Source organism: Asticcacaulis taihuensis, from assembly GCF_900100255.1.
Taxonomy (GTDB): Bacteria; Pseudomonadota; Alphaproteobacteria; order Caulobacterales; family Caulobacteraceae; genus Asticcacaulis; species Asticcacaulis taihuensis.
Window position 1 is genome coordinate 137361 of sequence record NZ_FMTS01000006.1, and the last position, 19322, is coordinate 156682.

General features: G+C 63.2%; 21 protein-coding genes. 11 read left to right on the top strand and 10 right to left on the bottom strand.

The window, feature by feature from the left end; translation table 11 throughout:
• Positions 1-92 precede the first annotated feature (92 nt).
• Positions 93-650: a phasin family protein gene (locus BLO49_RS14535; protein WP_090649961.1), complete on the top strand. Its 558-nt coding sequence runs from the start codon at positions 93-95 to the stop codon at positions 648-650.
• A 79-nt stretch (positions 651-729) separates the two neighbouring features.
• On the opposite strand, the gene BLO49_RS14540 is transcribed toward BLO49_RS14535, so the two are convergent.
• Both BLO49_RS14540 and BLO49_RS18215 read right to left on the bottom strand, forming a co-directional pair.
• Positions 730-1290 (bottom strand): hypothetical protein, encoded by a 561-nt coding sequence (locus BLO49_RS14540; protein WP_090649963.1) that lies wholly within the window; start codon positions 1288-1290, stop codon positions 730-732.
• Between the two features lie 45 nt (positions 1291-1335).
• A complete protein-coding gene (locus BLO49_RS18215; RefSeq protein WP_139159701.1) occupies positions 1336-1542 on the bottom strand; it encodes a hypothetical protein in 207 nt (68 codons plus the stop codon).
• Positions 1543-1756: 214 nt separating this feature from the next.
• Here BLO49_RS18215 and BLO49_RS14545 point away from each other — a divergent pair, with 214 nt between their 5' ends.
• On the top strand, positions 1757-2515 hold the full coding sequence (locus tag BLO49_RS14545) for a Crp/Fnr family transcriptional regulator (RefSeq protein WP_090649964.1): 759 nt from the start codon (positions 1757-1759) through the stop codon (positions 2513-2515).
• Here the strand turns inward: BLO49_RS14545 and BLO49_RS14550 are convergent.
• Both BLO49_RS14550 and BLO49_RS14555 read right to left on the bottom strand, forming a co-directional pair.
• On the bottom strand, positions 2499-3140 hold the full coding sequence (locus tag BLO49_RS14550) for a nitroreductase family protein (RefSeq protein ID WP_170828346.1): 642 nt from the start codon (positions 3138-3140) through the stop codon (positions 2499-2501). The genes BLO49_RS14545 and BLO49_RS14550 overlap by 17 nt on opposite strands.
• Before the next feature lie 12 nt (positions 3141-3152).
• Complete coding sequence (locus BLO49_RS14555) at positions 3153-4064, bottom strand: universal stress protein (RefSeq protein ID WP_090649967.1); 912 nt, start codon at positions 4062-4064, stop codon at positions 3153-3155.
• Positions 4065-4210: 146 nt separating this feature from the next.
• Between BLO49_RS14555 and BLO49_RS14560 the strand changes: the two genes are divergently transcribed.
• Positions 4211-5125, top strand: a complete 915-nt coding sequence (locus BLO49_RS14560; protein WP_090649968.1) for a universal stress protein — start codon at positions 4211-4213, stop codon at positions 5123-5125.
• Position 5126: 1 nt separating this feature from the next.
• Here the strand turns inward: BLO49_RS14560 and BLO49_RS14565 are convergent, their stop codons facing one another.
• Both BLO49_RS14565 and BLO49_RS14570 read right to left on the bottom strand, forming a co-directional pair.
• Positions 5127-5729, bottom strand: coding sequence for an NAD(P)H-dependent oxidoreductase (locus tag BLO49_RS14565; protein ID WP_090649970.1), 603 nt, complete (start codon positions 5727-5729; stop codon positions 5127-5129).
• Complete coding sequence (locus BLO49_RS14570) at positions 5729-6121, bottom strand: c-type cytochrome (protein WP_090649972.1); 393 nt, start codon at positions 6119-6121, stop codon at positions 5729-5731. The genes BLO49_RS14565 and BLO49_RS14570 overlap by 1 nt, the downstream gene beginning before the upstream one ends.
• A 121-nt stretch (positions 6122-6242) precedes the next feature.
• Between BLO49_RS14570 and BLO49_RS14575 the strand changes: the two genes are divergently transcribed.
• On the top strand, positions 6243-7010 hold the full coding sequence (locus tag BLO49_RS14575; protein ID WP_090649973.1) for an SDR family NAD(P)-dependent oxidoreductase: 768 nt from the start codon (positions 6243-6245) through the stop codon (positions 7008-7010).
• A gap of 18 nt (positions 7011-7028) precedes the next feature.
• On the top strand, positions 7029-8081 hold the full coding sequence (locus BLO49_RS14580; protein ID WP_220083755.1) for a zinc-dependent alcohol dehydrogenase family protein: 1053 nt from the start codon (positions 7029-7031) through the stop codon (positions 8079-8081).
• On the opposite strand, the gene BLO49_RS14585 is transcribed toward BLO49_RS14580, so the two are convergent.
• Positions 8008-10572, bottom strand: coding sequence for a cation-translocating P-type ATPase (locus tag BLO49_RS14585; protein WP_090649976.1), 2565 nt, complete (start codon positions 10570-10572; stop codon positions 8008-8010). The two genes, BLO49_RS14580 and BLO49_RS14585, sit on opposite strands and share 74 nt — an antisense overlap.
• A gap of 175 nt (positions 10573-10747) precedes the next feature.
• Between BLO49_RS14585 and BLO49_RS14590 the strand changes: the two genes are divergently transcribed.
• The 3 genes from BLO49_RS14590 (at position 10748) to BLO49_RS14600 (ending at position 12521) form a co-directional block, all read left to right on the top strand.
• Positions 10748-11395: a BON domain-containing protein gene (locus BLO49_RS14590; protein ID WP_090649977.1), complete on the top strand. Its 648-nt coding sequence runs from the start codon at positions 10748-10750 to the stop codon at positions 11393-11395.
• A gap of 19 nt (positions 11396-11414) precedes the next feature.
• A complete protein-coding gene (locus BLO49_RS14595; RefSeq protein WP_090649979.1) occupies positions 11415-11930 on the top strand; it encodes an Hsp20/alpha crystallin family protein in 516 nt (171 codons plus the stop codon).
• Positions 11931-12053: 123 nt separating this feature from the next.
• On the top strand, positions 12054-12521 hold the full coding sequence (locus BLO49_RS14600) for an NUDIX hydrolase (protein WP_090649981.1): 468 nt from the start codon (positions 12054-12056) through the stop codon (positions 12519-12521).
• 8 nt (positions 12522-12529) lie between these two features.
• Here BLO49_RS14600 and BLO49_RS14605 read toward each other — a convergent pair whose 3' ends face one another.
• Genes BLO49_RS14605 through BLO49_RS14615 form a run of 3 tightly spaced genes read right to left on the bottom strand, consistent with a single transcriptional unit; the run spans position 12530 to position 14384 of the window.
• Complete coding sequence (locus BLO49_RS14605; protein WP_090649983.1) at positions 12530-12874, bottom strand: carboxymuconolactone decarboxylase family protein; 345 nt, start codon at positions 12872-12874, stop codon at positions 12530-12532.
• A gap of 11 nt (positions 12875-12885) precedes the next feature.
• Positions 12886-13089, bottom strand: coding sequence for a YgaP family membrane protein (locus BLO49_RS14610; protein ID WP_090650162.1), 204 nt, complete (start codon positions 13087-13089; stop codon positions 12886-12888).
• A gap of 2 nt (positions 13090-13091) precedes the next feature.
• Positions 13092-14384 carry an NAD(P)/FAD-dependent oxidoreductase gene (locus BLO49_RS14615; RefSeq protein WP_090649984.1) on the bottom strand — a complete coding sequence of 431 codons (1293 nt, stop codon included), beginning with the start codon at positions 14382-14384 and terminating at the stop codon, positions 13092-13094.
• Positions 14385-14603: 219 nt separating this feature from the next.
• Between BLO49_RS14615 and BLO49_RS14620 the strand changes: the two genes are divergently transcribed.
• Genes BLO49_RS14620 through BLO49_RS14630 form a run of 3 tightly spaced genes read left to right on the top strand, consistent with a single transcriptional unit; the run spans position 14604 to position 19320 of the window.
• Positions 14604-14930 (top strand): rhodanese-like domain-containing protein, encoded by a 327-nt coding sequence (locus BLO49_RS14620; RefSeq protein ID WP_090649986.1) that lies wholly within the window; start codon positions 14604-14606, stop codon positions 14928-14930.
• Positions 14931-14971: 41 nt separating this feature from the next.
• Positions 14972-16009, top strand: a complete 1038-nt coding sequence (locus tag BLO49_RS14625; protein WP_090649987.1) for an efflux RND transporter periplasmic adaptor subunit — start codon at positions 14972-14974, stop codon at positions 16007-16009.
• Entirely contained in the window at positions 16006-19320 is a 3315-nt protein-coding gene (locus tag BLO49_RS14630) for an efflux RND transporter permease subunit (RefSeq protein WP_090649989.1), read from the top strand. The genes BLO49_RS14625 and BLO49_RS14630 overlap by 4 nt, the downstream gene beginning before the upstream one ends.
• Positions 19321-19322 lie beyond the last annotated feature (2 nt).

Here is a 19322-nt window from a genome sequence, read left to right on the forward strand (position 1 = left end):
AATGACGGGTGGTTTTGATCGGGGTCAAAACCACCCTGCGATTGTCATGCGACCATGCCGCCTTCCCGGACAGACAGAACAGGAGAGCCCTCATGCCCGCTGATACCATTGCCCCCTCACGACCTGCCCCTTCGCAGACTACCGCCCCTGACGCCGTTGCCGCTCAAGCTGCGGCCTCACAGACCACCGCGCCGCAAAAGCCCCGCCCCCAGCCGAATGGCGGAGCCAGGCCCCGGCCGGACGGCCTCGACCGCTCGGAGGAAGGCGCCGCCACCTTCGTCCAGGCCAGTGATGGCCTGAAACGGATCAGTGCCGCCTGCATGACCGTCGGGTCCGACAACATGGCCGCCCTGACCGAGGCCGGCGCCCTGGCCGGACGCCTGATGACCGATATGACCAAAAGCTATATCGACGCCGTCAGCTATGCCGCCGTCACCTATGCCGGCCTGGGCCGCGATTGCCTCACCTGCCGCACACCGGCCGATGTCGTCGAATTCCAGAAAAAGGCGCTCGAAGGCTTCACCGAAACCTATGAAGCCTCCAGCAAGGTTTACAGCAATCTGTTTGAAGCCTTCTCGACCGCTTTCGAACCGCTTATGGCGCGGGCGGCGGACGGTCCGGAACGGATGTTCCGCGCCTTTGCTGATTGAAACCGGGCCGATTGAACACCTCAGCAATAACCCAGCAAAAAGCCGGATCGTTTTTACGATCCGGCTTTTCCGTTTTCACCTACAGCAGGCAGATCATCTGCTGCCGCCCGTCGCGGCTGCGGCAGCCGGTGTAGAGGAAGCCGGCTGCGACAAGCCAGTCGGCCAACTGGTTGTCCGCCCCGCTGTGTTCCGCATGGATGACAAAGCAGATATCATGGTCGCGCAGCCAGCCCAGCAGGCCGTCGATCACCTCCGGCACATAAGGGGCAAATATCCGGTCACGGCGGCAGGCGATATCGAGATGCGGGCCGAAATAACAATCAAAATCCGAAGACACCGGCGCCGGATTCAGAGACACAAATCCCAGCGGATCGCCGCGGTTGGTGAAGACGGCCCACATCCAGCCGGTGTCATCACCCCCGTGCCCATCGGCAGGCCGGTAGACGCCCGGAAGGGGTGCGCCATACGCCTGTCCGGCCTGGATCAGTTCCAGCCGCGCATTTTCCGTCTGGATCGAGATGGGCAACGGTCTGAAGCCCCCCCTTGCCGGCAGGCTTTCCGGGCTCAGACCGTCCAGGCTCTGAAGGGGGGCAGGGGACTGCGGATAGCGTATTTCATGGGAGGCAACACGGGCATTCATGTCTATTTCCTCTGGATTTTCTTCCGGATGAACGGGCTGGTTTCTTTAGTCTGTGGCGTGATCGCAAATATATTCCTGTTCGGGCGTCAGTGCGCAGGGTGTTCTGTCTGACTTTCCTTCAGATGTTTTGAATGTCTTTTCCTGCGGCACGGCTTCTGGTTTGCGGCATGTGACAGTCAGCTCGCAATCAATGCCGCCGACCTCGCGTTCGAATTCCACCTGTCCGGCCTGTCTGGGGTGTGGCTTTTTCATTATGTCCTCCCGATCGGATTGTTAGGATTTTATAAACCTTTCCGGATCGGGCGCGTTTGATCGCAATCAATGAGTACAACGATGCGCACGGAAATTTGAGAGCCTCACTTAGGAACGCAAAGGTAGGGCTGCGTATTATTTCGCTATTTAAGCGAACCTTATTGGGTTAATATAGGACTGCATCAGGATCGTCCCCAATAGACGAGGCGCATGAATGAGTAAGCAGACCGACATGCTGAAAACCCTGCCACTGTTCTGTGATTTGCCAGAACAGCAGGTCCTGCTGCTGGCGTCACACAGCCACATCCGCAAATGCGAACGCGGCACGTTTCTTTTCCTGCACGGCGACGAGATACGCAATTTCAAGATCCTTTGCCGCGGCACGGTGCAGCTTTTCCGCGAGACACCGGACGGTCACGAAGTGACCAGCGACATTCTCATCGCCGGGGATTGCATCAATGCCGAGGAGGTGATTGCCCTCCAGACCACCCACCTGACCAGCGCCCGGATTGTGGATGATGCCCAGGTGCTGGAAGTGCCGATCCGCTGGATGCGCGAACACCTGGCGGATTTCGACCGGCTAGCGCCGCGCCTGTTGCAGAGCCTCTCCGAGCGACTGCATGGCGCGCGCATGGAGGCCGAACACCGCTCCACCATGTCGGCCACACAGATGGTGGCCTGTTATCTCCAGGGCCTGTGCGTGCTCTATGATTTCGACCCGAACGGGTTCGAACTGCCCTATTCCAAGACGCTGATCGCCTCGCGCCTGCGCATGGAACTGGCCACCTTTTCGCGCACGCTCCAGAAGCTGAAGGAGGTGGGCATTTCGGTGAACGGAAACCATGTGGCCTTCACCAATCTGAACCAGGCCGGCCATTTCGTCTGCGACAACTGTTCGATGGCGGAGGATTGCGCCACGCACCGGGCCCTGTCGCAAATGGCTCAGCCGGACAACCTCAGGATAACCAGCTAAAGACTTCCGGCGGGAAGCGGTTGACCGTCGGCAGGGGCCCCTCCGGCGTGCCCAGCACGATGGCCGCGACCGCCAGCGCCGCTTTCGGTACGTCCAGGCGACGTTTCCATTCCGCCCCGTTGAGCGCATCCACCGCCGGGGCGATCAGGCATGTGCCCAGCCCCATGCCGCAGGCGGCCAACATCAGGTTTTCCGCCGCCATCCAGCATTCCGGTACATGCCGCGCCTCGCCGGAGAGGTCATAGATGACCATAAGCAGGTGCCCGCCGTGGAAGAAGTCGAGATCACCCGCCTCCGCCCGGTGGGGGGTCATGGCCTGGCCCTCAACCGCATTATAGAGCCGCCCGGTCCATTCCGACAGGTCGCACAGAACCTGGCGATCGCCAATGATCGAAAACCCTAGGGCGGCGCTGTCCTGGGCCAGTGTGGGCGCCTGGACTGCGGCGTAAAGCAGCGCGTGGATCGCCGTTTCCGGCACGGGTGCGGCCGTGAAGCGCTGGACGGCGCGCCGGCTGTAGATGGCATCCATGATGGTCATGGTGCGTCGTCCCGGCGCGAAAGCCGGGCGCGGCGGGATATCGTTGGCCGCCAACGGACTGCCTTTTGGCTCTGACATGGCGTTCATATCCATGCTCCCTCAGTGCGACAGGAGAAGGGGAATACGCGAATGTTGCAGGACATGCCGGGTCGCGCCGCCCAGCAGCGCTTCCCCCACATGTCCGCGGCCGTAGGCGCCCATCACCAGCAAGCCGGCACCCAGCCCGGCGCTTTTTTCCAGCAGCCGGGGCCCCACCCCGCCGCCTTGCGGCATATGCAGGCATTCGGGAAATATGCCGTGGCTTTCCAGATAGCCCATGACATCCGCCTGATGGCCCTGGGCCGGATATTTGCCGTCTTCCTCGGCCATGAGCACATAGACATCCTTCGCCCGCAGCAGGAAGGGCAGGGCGTCGCGCATGGCCCTGCCGGCGGAGAGGCTGCCGTCCCAGGCCAGCGCCACCGTGTCGGGGAAGCCCGTATCGGCCAAGCCCGCGTGTGAAAGCACCGCGCCGGGGGTGCGCGGTAGCAGCAGGAGGGGGCGGCCGGTCTGGTAGAGGCCGGCGCGGATCGTTTCCTGGTCGCCATCGGCCTGATTGTTAAAGCCGGCCACGATCAGATCGACGGTCCGGCCTTCGGCGTTCAGGCATTCGGCGGGGGAGCCGATGCGCGTGCGAAACACCACCGCATCACGGCCTTTGGCACTAGGGGGGATGTCCTCGACCTCCAGCCCCAGGCCGTTTTTCTCCGCCCATTCACGTGACAGGCGCAGCGCCTCGTCGTGCAGTTCACGGGCGTCCCGTTCCAGCACCTCGACTGCCGTGCCGCCACCGTAGGCGGCAAAACCGTAGCCACCGATGCCGAGGGTTTCCGCCGCCAGTATGGGCGGCGCGGCGATATGCAGGATGCGCAGGCGGGCACGGCATTCCTGGCGGATGGCGAAGGCCGTGCCCAGGGCGTTGAGGTCATGGCGCTCGCCGCTGAATACGCAGAGGATGGATTTGATCGACATGTCTGGCCTCCGAAGCGGTCCTCCTTGCGGGAGGTATATTTTACGAGACCATAGGGTGCGCCGCATCAATTGACTTTGATCGCAGTCAAATACCATGACGGCCCGCGATCCTAGAGTGTCGGGACATCCGATCAGGAGGCTGTCCCATGCCGATCAAATCGATACTTTGCGCCTATGGCGGTGTCGCCTTTGAGCAGAACGCCCTCGATACCACCCTGTCCCTGGCCGGCTTCTTCCAGGCCGAAGCGCGGTTCCTGCACATATCCGTGCCGCTCAATGTCTATCCCGAGCTCTATGGCATCACGCTTTATGGCCAGGCGGTATCCGGGGATGTCGGCGTGCTGGACTCCATCGCCGAAGCCAATGAAGAGCAGAGGAAAATCGCTCAGACGGCAGTCATCAGCGCTGCGAGGGCGCACGGTGTCGCCTTCAGCCGCAAGGACTGCCTGGGCACGACGACCGGCACCGCCATGGCCGTCTTCTGCCCGGTGACCGCCCGCCTGAAAGACTGCCTGCCGCAAGCCGGGCGCCTGGCCGACCTGATCGTCATTCCCCGCGAGCGGGCGAATGCGGTGACGGATCTCGAAGCCGTGCTGTGCGGCCTGTTCGATACCGGGCGGCCGGTCCTGGTCGTTCCCTTCACCGATACGGCATCTGCCGTGCCAACCGCAAAGAGCCCGTTTGTGACCGGAAAGGCAGCCATCGCCTGGGACGGCAGCCTGCCGGCGGCGCGCGCCCTTTATAATGCCCTGCCCTTCCTGCGCCGGGCCAAACAGATCGAGGTCATCTGCGTCCGCCACGCCCATGCCGACGCTGAAGCGGACTATCATGGCGACCTGTCGCACTGGCTGGACCTGCACGAACTGCCGGCCCATATCCATCGCATTGACCGCGAGGCGACCACCGTGGGCGCCGCCATCCTTGACCGGGCCGAAACCTTTGAAGCGGAATGGCTGGTCATGGGCGCCTATGGCCACAGCCATGTCGGGGAAATGATTCTGGGCGGCGCCACCAACTATGTCCTGAAACACAGCCGGATGCCGCTCCTGCTGTCACACTGAGTCAGAGCGCTTTACCGCCCAGGTTGCGCACCCGCGCCAGGTGCCTTTCCCGCGTCGCCTGGCCCTGTTCGACCATGCCGAGATAGGTGGCGCGCACCGGACTGAAGCCGCAAAATGACAGCAGGCTGCGGAACGCCTTGCCGCCGTGCGCCCGGAAAACGATCTCGTAAAAAGCCTGCGGCATACCCATGGTCTGGATCAGCCTTGCCGACCGCCCGCGCAGCAGCGCTGCCTGCATCGGATTTTTGGCCTTCACATTATAGGCGAAGCCGGGCGTGAAGGCGCGCTCGCAGAAGCCTTTCACAAGCGCCGGTATGCCGAATTGCCACATCGGATAGATGAAGACCACATGCTGGGCCCAGGTAATCTGCGCCTGCACCGCCGCGATATCGGGCTCCGCCGGCTGAACACCTTGATAGCCCTCGTGCAGGATCGGATCGAACGCCAAGTCGGCGAGGCGCACCGTATGGACCACATGACCGGCCTCGATCGCCCCATCGTGATAAGCCTGCGCCAGGGCCGAGCTGAAGCTGCTGCGCTGCCGGGCCGGGTTGCCGTTGATGATAAGGATGCGCCGGCCTGTGCTGTCGCCACCCCCGGACATCACGGCTTCTCGTGCAGCGTCTTGAGATAGGCGATGACGCCGGCCCGTTGTTTCGCATTTGGAATCATGTAGGGCATCCCCGTTCCGGGACGGACATGGCTGGGATTGGTCAGGAATTTGTTGAGTGCGGCAGGTGTCCAGGTATCGCCACGGTCATAGGCGTCCCGCAGGGCCGGCGTGTAGAGAAAACCTTCGACCGAACCGACGCGGCGGCCCACCACGCCGAAAAGAGCGGGGCCAATATCATTGACCATGTGCTGGCTGTTATCGTGGCACAGGCTGCACTTGCTGGCATAGATCTGTGCCCCCAAAGCCACCTGAGTGGTCTTGCCGAAAGCGGGTGTGGTCACGCAAATCACGGCCAAAGCTGCAAGTGTCAGAAATCGGGTCATGGTATCCTCCGGTCATACCTCGCCATCCATAACAGGAAATTCGCCAGGCGGTTTGACGCCGGTCAAATCAGCGGCGCTGCGGCCTCTCTATGGTATGGGGGTAATCACCGGAGGCATTGCCATGGACAGGGTAAGGAACAAGGTCGTCATCGTCACCGGCGGCGCCAAGGGCATAGGCCGGTCGGCCTGTCACCTACTGGCGCGCGAAGGCGCCAGGGTCGCTGTCGTCGACATGGACCCGGCCGGCGAAGCAGTGGCCGCCGAAATCCGCGCCGGCGGCGGCGAGGCCTGGTTCTGGCCGCTCAATACCCTGAACGAGGCTGATGTCGCCCGCGTCTTCGCCGAGGCGGCGCATCGCTTCGGCGGCATCGACGCCCTGGTCAATAATGCCGGCATCGCCGGGGTCAACAAGCCGACCCACGAATTGAGCGAGGCCGAGTGGGACGCGGTGATGGATGTCAATGTCAAGGGTGTCTTCTTCTGCACCAAGCACGCCATCCCTTACCTGCGCACGGCCGGCGGTGGTTCGATCATCAACCTGTCCTCGATTTACGGCCTGATCGGCGCGCCCGACAATCCGCCCTATCATGCCTCCAAGGGGGCGGTCCGGCTGATGACCAAGACCGACGCCATGCTGTATGCGGGCGATCATATCCGCGTCAATTCCATCCATCCCGGCTATATCTGGACGCCGATGGTCGAGGCCGTGGCGGCGCAGGACCCGGAAGGCATCGATCATTTCAAGGCCGCCATCAGCCAGTTGCACCCGCTTGGCGTCCTGGGCGAACCGGATGATATCGGCTGGGCGATTGTCTACCTGGTGTCTGACGAGGCCAAATTCCTCACCGGCTCGGAGCTGGTGATAGATGGCGGCTATACGGCGCGGTGACATCTGATTATGCGCGCCATGCAGATTTCACGGACCGGTCCCCTGCATGAGCGGTCGCTGGAGCCGGTGGATATCCCCGTTCCGGCGCCCGGTCCCGGCGAGGTGCGCCTGCGCGTCCTGGTCTGCGGCGTCTGCCATACCGAACTGGATGAGATCGAGGGCCGAGCCATACCGCCGCACCTGCCGGTCATTCCGGGCCATCAGGTGATCGGCCGCATCGATGCCGTTGGCGAGGGTGTCGAGGGCCTGTCCGTCGGTGATCGGGTCGGGGTCGCCTGGATATTCCACGCTTGTGGCCAGTGCCGCCATTGCCTTGATGGCGAGGAAAACCTGTGCGCCGGTTTCCGGGCCACCGGCCGCGACGTCAATGGCGGCTATGCCGAGAAAATGATTGTCTCTGCCGATTTCGTCCATGCCATCCCGGAATCCTTCAGCGATGCCGAGGCCGCCCCTTTGCTTTGCGCCGGCGCCGTCGGTTTCCGTGCCCTGCGGCTGACGGGCCTGCTGGATGGCGAACAGGATGGGGCGACGCTTGGTTTCAGCGGCTTCGGCGCATCGGCGCATCTGGTGTTGCAACTGGCCCGCCAGCGCCTGCCCGCCTGCCGCTTTTATGTCTTTGCCCGCAGTGCTGATGAACGCGCCTTCGCCTTGAACCTCGGCGCCGACTGGGCCGGCGGCTTCGATGAGGCGCCGCCGCGGCTGCTGGATGCCATAATCGACACCACGCCCGCCTGGCGGCCCATCGTCTCCGTCCTGCGCCACCTCGTGCCCGGCGGCCGGCTGGTCATCAATGCCATCCGCAAGGAAGACACCGACAAGGCGGCCCTGCTGGAGCTCGACTATGCCCGCGACCTGTGGCTGGAGAAACAGGTCCGCACCGTCGCCAATGTCACCCGCGAAGATGTCCGCGAATGCCTGCTGTGGGCAGCCGAGGCCGATCTCCATCCGCAGGTGGAAGTCTACGACCTGGCGGAGGCCAATCAGGCTCTGCTCGATCTCAGGTCGAAGCCGGTGCGTGGTGCGAAGGTTTTGCGCGTCGCCAGCGATACCACCGCCCCGTCAGCCATTTAAGCCCTTCCAGGCCCGCCAGCATGAGCACCCCGGCGGAAAGGGCCAGGGCAGTCATCGGCCAGGACGGGGCGTCAAAGCGGAACAGGTGGCGGGCGAAAGGCAGGGCGAGGCCGAGCGTCAGCACCACCGCCACGGCGAGGAAAACCAGCACCAGGGCGCGATTGGGCCGGCGTATCGCTTCCAGGATGGACGCGGCGCGCGAACGATTGACCAGCACCAGGCTGAGGATGACCGCCACCAGCGCCATGAAGGTCACGGCGCGCACGGCGTCCACCGAAAGCCCGGCCCGGAGGGCGAAGCCCAGCATCAGGACGACCGCGCCCAGAGCGAGCCCGCCCTGGATGACGCCGCGGCTGATAAAGGCCAGGGAAAACATCGGCCGCTCCGGATCACGCGGCGGCCGGCGCATGATGTCGTCCTCCTCGGTCTCCGCCTCGAAGACGAGGGTGCAGACCGGATCGATGATCATTTCGAGGAAGGCGATATGGACCGGCCCCAGCAGGATCGGCAGGCCAAACACCAGGGGCAGCAGGGCCAGCCCGGCGATCGGCACATGCACGGCCAGGATGAAGGTCACCGCCTTGTGCAGGTTGTCATAGATGCGCCGCCCCAGGCGGATGGCCTTGACGATCGAACCGAAATCATCGTCGAGCAACACGATCGCTGAGGCTTCGCGCGCCACGTCCGTGCCGCGCTGGCCCATGGCAATGCCGATATGCGCCGCCTTGAGCGTGGGGGCATCATTGACGCCGTCACCGGTCATGGCCACCACCTCGCCTTTTGCCTTGAGGGCCTCGACGATACGCAGTTTCTGCTGCGGCATGATGCGCGCGAAGACGGTGGTGGCCTCGATGCGGCGGGCGAGGTCTGCGTCATCCATCGTCGCCAGTTCATCGCCGGTCATTATCTCATTGGCGTCGATCCCGGCCTGGGTGGCGATGGCGCGCGCCGTTACCGGATAATCGCCGGTGATCATGACGACGCGGATTCCGGCCGTCCGGCATTCGGCTACCGCCGCCGGCACGGCCGCCCTCAGGGTATCGGCCAGGCCGACCAGGCCCAGAAATTCAAACGCGAAGCCGTGCTGGTCCTCGGGCAATGCGGGCCGGGCCGCCGTCGCTCGCGCCACCCCCAGCACCCGCAAGCCTTCCGCCGCCATGGCGTCGGCATCGCCCGCGAGCCGGGCGCGGCTTGCCGCATCGAGCCCGCACAGCCCGGCGATGGCCTCCGGCGCCCCCTTGCCCGCCACCACCAGCTCGTCGTCATCCGCCGTCTGCCAGACATTGGACATGGCCAGCAGGTCGGGATGCAGGCCGAAGGCCCGGACCAGTTGCCACTGATGGACGGCTCCGTCGGGCTGAAAGGCGTGCAGGGCCTTTTCCATCGGGTCGAACGGCTCGCGCGCGCTGGCCAGGATGCTGAACCGCGCCAGATCGTGGAAAGCATCCGGCAGGGCCTCGTCGGACGCCCGGTAAACCTGGCCGTCGGGCCGGCGCAGTTCGGCCACCCGCATGATATTTTCTGTCAGGGTGCCGGTCTTGTCGGTGCAGAGCACCGTGGCCGCGCCAAGGGTCTCAATCGCCGCCGCCCGCCGGGTCAGCACCCTGGCGCGGGAGATGCGCCATGCCCCCATGGCCATGAAGATGGTGACGACGACCGGAAATTCCTCCGGCAGCATCGACATGCCGACGGCGATCCCCGCCAGCAGCGCCTCCAGCCAGGTGCCGCGATAAAGACCATAAAGGATCATCACCAGCAGGCTGATAACCCCGCCGCCGATGGCGAAGACACGGACCAGCCGGCCCATTTCGCGCTTGAGGCGCGGCGGCTCGGTGATCAGTTCGCCGAGGCTCTGGCCGATGCGTCCGATCTGGCTGCGCGGCCCGGTGGCGATTACCTCGGCGAGGCCCGAACCGCGCACCACCATCGTGCCGGAAAAGACGTAAGGGCGGTCATCGCCGCCCGGCAACGCCGCCTCTTCCGCCACGGTGACAGCCGCCACCTTGCGAACCGGCACCGACTCGCCGGTCAGCAGGGATTCGTCGGTTTGCAGGCTTTGGCACTCGATCACGCGGCCATCGGCCGGCACCCGGTCGCCTTCGCTGAGCACCAGCAGGTCGCCGGCCACCACCTCGCGCCCGGCGATACGCTCGCGCTGACCATCGCGGATGACCAGGGCGCGCGGACTGGTGAGGTCGCGCAGGGCCTCCAGCACCCGCTCGGTGCGCGCCTCCTGCACCACGGTGATCACCACTGAAAACAGGGCGAGAACCATCAGTATGACGGCTTCGCTCAGGTCACCGAGGACGAGATAGATTACCCCGCCTGCGATCAGCAGGGCCAGCATGGGCTCGCGGATTACCTCCAGCGCGATCCGCAACGGGGTGCGCTTCGCCTGGCGCGGCAGTTCGTTGGCGCCGTCACGGGCAAGACGAACGCTGGCCTCTTCCGCACTCAGGCCGGTTGAAAGGCTCTGCGAGGGTCCGGACATGATCTCTCCTTCCGTGTGTACGACCGGGAGACGCCCGCCTTGATCACGATCCAGACATTGGCGTGAATTCCGTCGGTGGTGTTTGACAGCGGTCAAATGGCGGCCGCCGGGCGGCGATTAAACTGCGCGCCGAGGCCGCATGTAGCGCCCGCATCTCAGTCAACAGGAGCTAATCATGAAAGACGATCAGTTGCATCAGGATGTTCTGGATGAACTTGATTTTGAACCGAGCATCAATGCCGCCCATATCGGTGTCGCTGTCGATGACGGCATAGTCACCCTGACCGGCGAGGTCGGCAGCTTTGCCGAAAAATATAATGCCGAGCGCGCCGTCCGCCGCGTCAAGGGCGTGCATGGCATAGTCGAGCACATCAAGGTGGTATTCCCGTCCGACAAGGTGACGGGCGACGCCGAAATCGCCGAGCGCGTCCTGGCCAGCCTGAAATGGAGCGCCCTGGTGCCGGCTGACCGTGTCACCGTGAAGGTCGAAAATGGCTGGGTGGCGCTCAATGGCGAGCTCGACTGGCAGTTCCAGAAGTCGGCGGCCGAGGCAGCCGTGCGCCGCCTGTCGGGTATCAAGGGTATCAGCAACCTGATCAAGCTGCCGCCGCAGGTGGCCGGCACCAATGTCAAGCAGCGCATCGAGGACGCCCTGAAACGCAATGCCGAGGTCGAGGCCCAGCGCATCCAGGTCGGGGTCAACGGTTCAAAGGTGATCCTGAACGGCAGCGTCGATACCTGGCATGAACGCAATGTCGCCGAAAGCGCTGCCTGGGCTGTGCCGGGCGTCACCATGGTCGAAGATCACCTGCGTATTGCCTGAATCTTGAAAGGAAATTGTCATGTCTACTCAATCTCTTACCCCCGCCCGCAAGGAAGCCGTTTCGGTCGTCCGGGGCGATAATCCGATCCGCGGCCTGCAGAACGACGTCAACCGCCTGTTCAATGACTTCTTCGGCGACCTGTCCTTTCCCTCATGGGATAACTTCTTTGGCGACCGTTTCACCAGCGCCCTCTCAATGAAAATGCCGGCGCTCGACCTGCGCGAAAGCGACAAGGCCTATACGCTCGTGGCCGAGGTGCCAGGTATGCAGGCCAAGGATATACAGGTCTCGACCGCCGATGGCTGCATTACGCTGGCCGGAGAAAAGTCTGAATCCCACGAAACCCGCGACAAGGACTATATCCGCCAGGAACGCAGCCACGGCAGCTTCCGGCGCGTGGTTCCCATGCCGGCCGATGCCGATATCGACAATGTCAAGGCCGAGATGAAGAACGGCCTGCTCACCCTGACCATCGCCCGCAAGGCGGAGGACAGCACGAAGTCGCGCAAGGTCGATATCCGTGAACTGGCCTGAGAACTGGCATTAAAGCGTATAAAGATATCCGGCCGGCGCATTTATTTTGTGCCGGCCGGATATTGACCTGAAGGCGGTGAGAGGGTTCCGTCAGGTCATGGCTAAATCCAATGACTAAACCCAATGACTAAACTAAGCGCGGGCGTCCTGTTGTTTAATGAACGCGCCGATGGCCTGCATATGCTGCTGGTGCATCCCGGCGGGCCGTTCTGGGCCCGGCGCGATCTGGGTGCGTGGTCGATCCCGAAAGGGGAGTATACGCCGGATGAAATCCCCGAACAGGCGGCGCGGCGCGAACTGGCGGAAGAGACCGGCCTTAGCCTGACCGCTGATCTGATCTCGCTGGGCGAGGTGCGACAGCCTTCGGGCAAGGTCGTTAGTGCCTTTGCCGCACGGTCCGGTTTCGATCCGGCCGATCTTCGCAGCAACCTGTTCGAGCTGGAATGGCCAAGGCACTCCGGGCACATACGCCACTTCCCCGAAATCGACCGCGCCGAATGGTTTGACGTGGCCGAAGCGCGCCGGCGCATTCTGCCCGGCCAGGCGGTCTTTATCGACCGGCTGCTGGCCGCCCTGGGCCAGCCCGTTTAGCAGGCCGCTTAGGCTACCAGATACTGTTCATAGGCGGCGATGGCATCCGCCGCGTACATCAACGAAGGCCCGCCGCCCATATAGATGGCCATGCCCAAGCATTCCTCGATCTCCGCTCGGGTCGCGCCCAGGCGGACCAGCGCCTCCATGTGGAAGCCGATGCAGCCGTCGCAGCGGGTGGCGATGCCGATGGCCAGGGCGATCAGTTCCTTGGTCTTGCGATCGAGCGCCCCGTCCTTGCCGGCAGCCTGGGCCATGGCGGAAAAGCCGCTCATGGTCTCCGGGATATCCTTGCGCAGGGTCTTGATATTGGCGGAAATGCGTTTGGTGATGTCGGGGTAGGACTTGGTCATGGAATACTCTTTTACTTGAAGCTGACGCCTGGTTTGACGCCCAGTTTCTTGAAGATCATGGCGGCCGGGCAAAAGCCGGTGAAGGCTGCCTGGAACATGTTGGCGCCGGCAAAGGCCGTCAGCCAGTACCAAAGCGGGTTGACGAAATATCCGAGCGCCAGGCTCGCCAGGACGACGAAGCCGGCAAAGGCCATAACGGCTTTATCGAGAGTCATGATCATTCACCTTTCAGCTTGTGGGCGCCCATCATATTGAGCGCCATTTTTTCAAAGAACATTTCGCTTTTCCCGGCCTTGACCTTGCCGATGAAGTAACCCTCGAAGGCTTCCTTGGCGAGGTGGACCCACTTGCCGGAAGCGGCCCAGTTGATATTACGCGGCGGGATCTGCGGCTGGGCGAAAAAGGCCACCCCGCCGTCGCCGAAATCGGCCAGGCAGATGGCGTTCCAGGTCGCTTCGTGCGTCGGCGCCTGCCCGGAGAGTTCCTGCTTCAGATTATGCGCCACGGCCGTGACCATGGATTCGATCATGAAGCCGGTCTTGGGCACACCCACCGGCACGGCGGTCTTGCCCATCGGTGGAATGGCAACGCAGACGCCCAGACTGTAGATATTGGGGAAGGCCGGATTGCGCTGGTGCTTGTCGATGAGGATGAAGCCGCGCGGATTGGTCAGGCCCTCGATGCCGCGCACCGCCTCGACGCCGCGGAAGGCGGGCAGCATCATGGAAAAGCCGAACGGCAGTTCGTGATCGGCCTTGTGCGCGCCATCCTCGGTCAGTTCCTCGACGAATATCTTGCCGGCTTCGACGCGGCTGACCTTGGCGTTGACGATCCACTTGATGTGGCGGTTGCGCATCTCGCTTTCGAGCAGGCCCTTGGTGTCGCCCACGCCGTCGAGGCCGAGGTGGCCGATATAGGGCTCGGAGGTGACGAAGGTCATCGGCACGCGATCACGCACCTTGCGTTTCCTCAGTTCGGTATCGACGATCATGGCGAATTCATAGGCCGGACCGAAGCAGGACGCGCCCTGCACCGCGCCGATAACGATCGGCTGCGGATTGGCGGCCAGTTGATCGAAGACAGTGCCGGCGGCCACGGCATGATCGACCTGGCAGACCGATTGCGTAAAGCCGGTATGCGGCCCCAGTCCCTCGATCTCGTCGAAGGCCAGTTCCGGGCCTGTGGCAATGACCAGATAATCGTAGGTCAGAGCCTCGCCAGTTGTCAGTTGCACGACATTATTCGCCGGATCAATGCGCGCGGCCCCTTCCGGGTGGAAAATGATGCCCTTCTTCTGGAAGACCGGACGCAGGTCGACCTCGATCGCCTCGCGCTTGCGCCAGCCGACGGCGACCCACGGGTTGGACGGCACGAACTGATAACGATGGCCCTTGTTGACCACGATGATCTCGGCCTTGTCGCCGACGGCTTCCCAGATCTCGAAGGCGGCGATGGAGCCGCCAAGCCCCGCGCCCAGAATGACGATGCGTGGTGTCTTACCGGTAGTCATGGTACTCTGTCCTCCTGATTTGGCCTGGCTCCAAGCCTTAGGCTTAAAAAGGCCGGTGAGGTTTGATCGGCGTCAAACCTTACCGTTTCGATTGGTGGCATCTCCAGACCGGGACACCGCGAAAAGTCGGGTGAAGGGCCTTGATTGTATATTTGAATTATCTTATATTCGGATTATCGAAAATACAATACCTTTTTTAGCTCTTCCGGAGACCCGATCATGTTCAGCCTGTTCACCGTCAAAAATCTTACGCCCGCCGAAGTCCGCGAAGGCATGGAAAAGGACGAGATCGTCCTCGTCGATGTCCGCGAGCTGAATGAGCATAATGCCGAGCGCATCAAGGGCGCGGTCAGCGTCCCCTTGTCACGACTGGAAACTGCGAAGCTGCCGGATGCCGAGGGCAAGCGGATCGTCATGCACTGTGCCGGTGGCGTGCGTTCGGCCAGGGCCGTGACAGTGTGCCGCAAGCGCGGCCTGACGGTCGATCATCACCTCGCCGGCGGCATTGCCGCGTGGAAGGCCCACGGCCTGCCGACTATCCGATAATAAGTGTTAAAGGGGTGCATCACATGCCGAGGCCAAATCAAATGCTGCGAGCTGGACTGTCGATCATCGCCATATCCATTGCCATTTCAGGCATGGGGCTGGCCTCATGCGGCCGCAAGGAACCCGCCCCGGCGGTAACCGCCTATAAGGGCCAGACCCTGCGCGTCTCGGCCCAGACCATTGACGATTTCAAGCCGCTGGCTGCCACCTTGACCACGCGCCAGACCGGCGAAGCGACGGCACGCGTGTCCGGCATCCTGACCAGCCTCAAGGTGCGCGAAGGCGACATGGTAAAGCAGGGCCAGGTGATCGGTTTCGTGCAGGACCAGAGGCTGAACCTGCAAACCGGCGCCTATGATCAGGCCGCCGTCGCCGCCGAGGCCCAGGCCAATCTGGCGCGTGCCGCCCTGAAACGCACCCAGACCCTATTCGACAAGGGCATATATGCCCAGGCGAAGCTGGATCAGGACAAGGCGGCCGCCGAAGCCGCCGAAGCCAATGCCCGCGCCGCCCGCGCCCAGACCTCCGCCAGTGGCGAGGCGGCCCGGCAGGGCGCCATCCTGGCCCCGGCCAGCGGCCGCATCATCCATGCTACCGTGCCGGTCGGCTCGGTGGTGATGGCCGGCCAGTCGGTCGCCACGGTAACCGCTGGCGCCCGCGTGGTGCGCATCGAACTGCCGGAAGCCCAGGCGACCGCCCTCAGCCTCGGCCAGAACGTGATGCTGGATGCCAATGGCGTGCGCAGCTCAGGCGTGATCAGTGAAATCTACCCCTCCGTCACCGCGGGCCAGGTGGTGGCCGATGTCACGCCGCAAGGGCTGGATAACGCCGTGATCGGCCAGAAGGTTACCGCCTATGTCGGTGTCGGGCAACGCACGGCGATCGTCCTGCCGCGCACCTATGTGGCCACGCGTTACGGTCTCGACTATGTCCGCCTGGTGCAGAAGAACGGCGCGGCCATGGAAACCACCGTTCAGACGGCTCCGACCGGTGATCCGCAGCGCCTTGAAATCCTGGGCGGCCTGAACAGCGGCGACGCCGTCGCCCCCTATGGCGCTGCTTCGGGAGCCAGCCGATGAGCGACGCAAAGCTGGGCCTTTCCGGCCGCCTGACCAAGGCCACCCTGACCTCGCCGCTGACGCCGCTGTTCCTGATCGTCGCCATTCTGGTGGGCCTGCTCGCCGTCATGTCGATTCCGCGTGAGGAAGAGCCGCAAATCAGCGTGCCGATGATCGATATTTCCGTTGCCTCGCCCGGCCTGAAGGCCGTGGACGCCGAACAACTGGTGGCCAAGCCGCTGGAAGCCATCGTCAAGAGCGTCAATGACGTCGACCACGTCTACAGTTTCATCGACGACGACCGTGTTCTGGTGACGGCGCGCTTCAAGGTCGGCACCGATCCGGACAATGCCGCCATCCGCATCCGCGAAAAGCTGGACGCCAATATGGACCGCCTGCCGGTCGGCATCGCCGCGCCGCTGGTGCAGACGCGCGGCATCAATGATGTGCCGACCATGATCATCACCCTGTCGCCAAAGCCCGGCAGCGGCGACTCCTTGAGCGATACCGCCCTCTATAACCTGGCGGCGCGCCTGCGCGTCGAACTGGCCAAGGTCGATAATGTCGGCCTGACCTTCATCGTTGGTGGCCGGCCGGAAGAAATCCGCATCGAGCCCGATGCCGCCGCCATGAGCGCGCGCGGCATTTCGCTGGAGACGCTGATGACCGCCGTCAAGGCCGCCAATACCAGCTTTCCGGCGGGCAATATCCGCCAGGCCGGACAGGCGGTGACGGTGGGGGCTGGCCAGACCCTGCAAACCGCCACGGATGTCGGCCTGATCACCCTGCCTTCGGTGACCGGCCAGAATGTCCTTGTCCGCGATGTGGCCACCGTCATTCAGGCGCCGCGCGAAGACCAGTCGCATGTCTTCCGTTATGCCCGGCTGAAAGACGGCACCTGGGGCCAGTCGCCGGCGGTCTCCCTGGCCATCGCCAAGCGCAAGGGCGCCAATGCGGTGGTGCTGTCCCATGCCGTCCATGCCCGTGTCGAGGCCCTGCAGGGCACGCTGATCCCCGCCAATGTGCAGGTTTCGGTCACGCGCGATTACGGCGAAAGCGCCAATGAAAAAGCCAATGAACTGCTGTTTCACTTAGGGCTGGCCACGGTCTCTATTGTCATTCTGATCGGCTTTACCATTGGCTGGCGCGAGGCGGGCGTTACAGCCGTCGTCATCCCCACCACCATCCTGCTCACCATGTTCGCCTCGAACCTGATGGGCTATACGATCAACCGCGTCAGCCTGTTCGCCCTGATCTTTTCGATCGGCATCCTGGTCGATGATGCCATCGTCATGATCGAGAATATCTCGCGCCATTGGGGCATGAATGACGGACGCACCCGCATAGCCGCCACCATCGACGCCGTGGCCGAGGTTGGCAACCCCACCGTGATCGCCACCCTGACCGTCGTGGCTGCCCTCTTGCCCATGCTGTTCGTTTCCGGCCTGATGGGGCCCTACATGGCGCCCATTCCGGTCAATGCCTCGGCGGCGATGATCTTCTCCTTCTTCGTCGCCGTCATCCTGGCGCCGTGGCTGATGATCCGCTTTGCCCGGAAAACATTGAAAGCCGGTGAACACGGTCATTCGCATGATCATGAAGGCTTTATCGGCGCCATTTACCGCCGCGTCGCCGCCGCCATCATCAGGGATAAGAAGAGCGCCGGCCGTTTCCTCGCCTGGGTGGGCATTGCCACCGTGGTTGCCTGTTCCGCCTTCTATTTCAAGGCCGTCACGGTCAAGCTCCTGCCGTTCGATAACAAGTCCGAGTTGCAGGTCATTGCCGACCTGCCGCGCGGCACATCGCTGGAAACCACCCAGCGCATCCTCAATCAGGCGGCGCAGATCACCACGCAACTGAAGGAGGTCGAGGCCATCGATTCCTACGCCGGCACAGCCACGCCCTTCAATTTTAACGGCCTGGTGCGTCACTATTATTTCCGCACCAATCCGGAACAGGGCGATCTGAATGTCCTGCTGGCGCCCAAGGGTGAGCGTTCGCGTGCCAGCCACGCCATCGCGCTCGACCTGCGCCAGCGCCTGAAAGCCATACCCCTGCCGGCCAATGGCGTGCTGAAGGTTGTCGAAGCCCCGCCGGGACCGCCGGTCATGGCCACCCTGCTGGCCGAAGTCTATGGTCCGGATGCCGCCACGCGCCGCGTCGTCGCCGAAAAGGTCAAGGCGATCTACAAGTCCGTCCCCTATATCGTCGATGTCGATGACAGCTACGGCGTGGCCGCGCCTCGCCTCGATATCGTCGCCAACCGCCAGAGGCTGGAAGCGCTGAATGTCTCCGACGGCCAGGTCTATGCTTCCCTGGGCGCCCTGATGAACGGACAGGTGCTCGGCTATTCCAACCGCGGCGATGGCCGTGATCCGCTGGAAATCTCCCTGCGTCTGCCGCAATCGCAGCGCACCTATGATCAGGCCCTGCAATCCATGCCCGTGGCGACCTCGGTGTCAGCTTCCGGTACGCGCCTTGTGTCGCTCGGCGAAGTCACCACCGCGAAACAGGGCCTGACCTCGCCCCATATCTTCCGCCGTGACGGCCGGGATGCCGACATGATTCTAGGCGAAATGGCCGGCCAGTACGAGGCGCCGATCTATGGCATCCTGGCCGTGGACAAGGCCATAAAAAATGCGGATTGGGGAAGCATTATGCGCTCAGAGGCCGCGCAGGCTCCTCGCATAGGCTCGGGCGGGCTTTCGCCCTTGCCAAATTCCAGGGAATTTGGAGTACCGGCCATCCGGCTCAACGGCCAGCCGGCCGATGAAAGCCACGCCACGGTCCTGTGGGACGGCGAATGGGAAATCACCTGGGTCACCTTCCGCGACATGGGCGCCGCCTTCGGCGTGGCCCTGCTGGGCATTTACGTGCTGGTCGTCGGCCAGTTCAAGAGCTTCAAGCTGCCCCTGGTCATTCTGACGCCAGTACCCCTGACCCTGATCGGCATCGTTATCGGCCACATGCTGTTCCGCGCCCCCTTCACCGCCACCTCGATGATCGGTTTCATTGCGCTTGCCGGCATCATCGTGCGCAATTCGATCCTGCTGGTCGATTTCATCCGTCATGCCGACAAGCTGGACGCGAACGGTAATCCGCGCCGTCTGCAGGATATCCTGCTCGACGCCGGCGCCACGCGCTTCAAGCCAATCCTGCTGACGGCCCTGGCCGCCATGATCGGCGCGGCGGTGATCCTGACCGATCCGATTTTTCAGGGGCTGGCCATTTCCCTGCTGTTCGGACTTTTGTCATCCACGCTTTTGACGGTGCTGGTAATTCCTGCCATCTATGTCGTTATGCGTGGCGATTCCCATAACAGTAAGGCGTAACC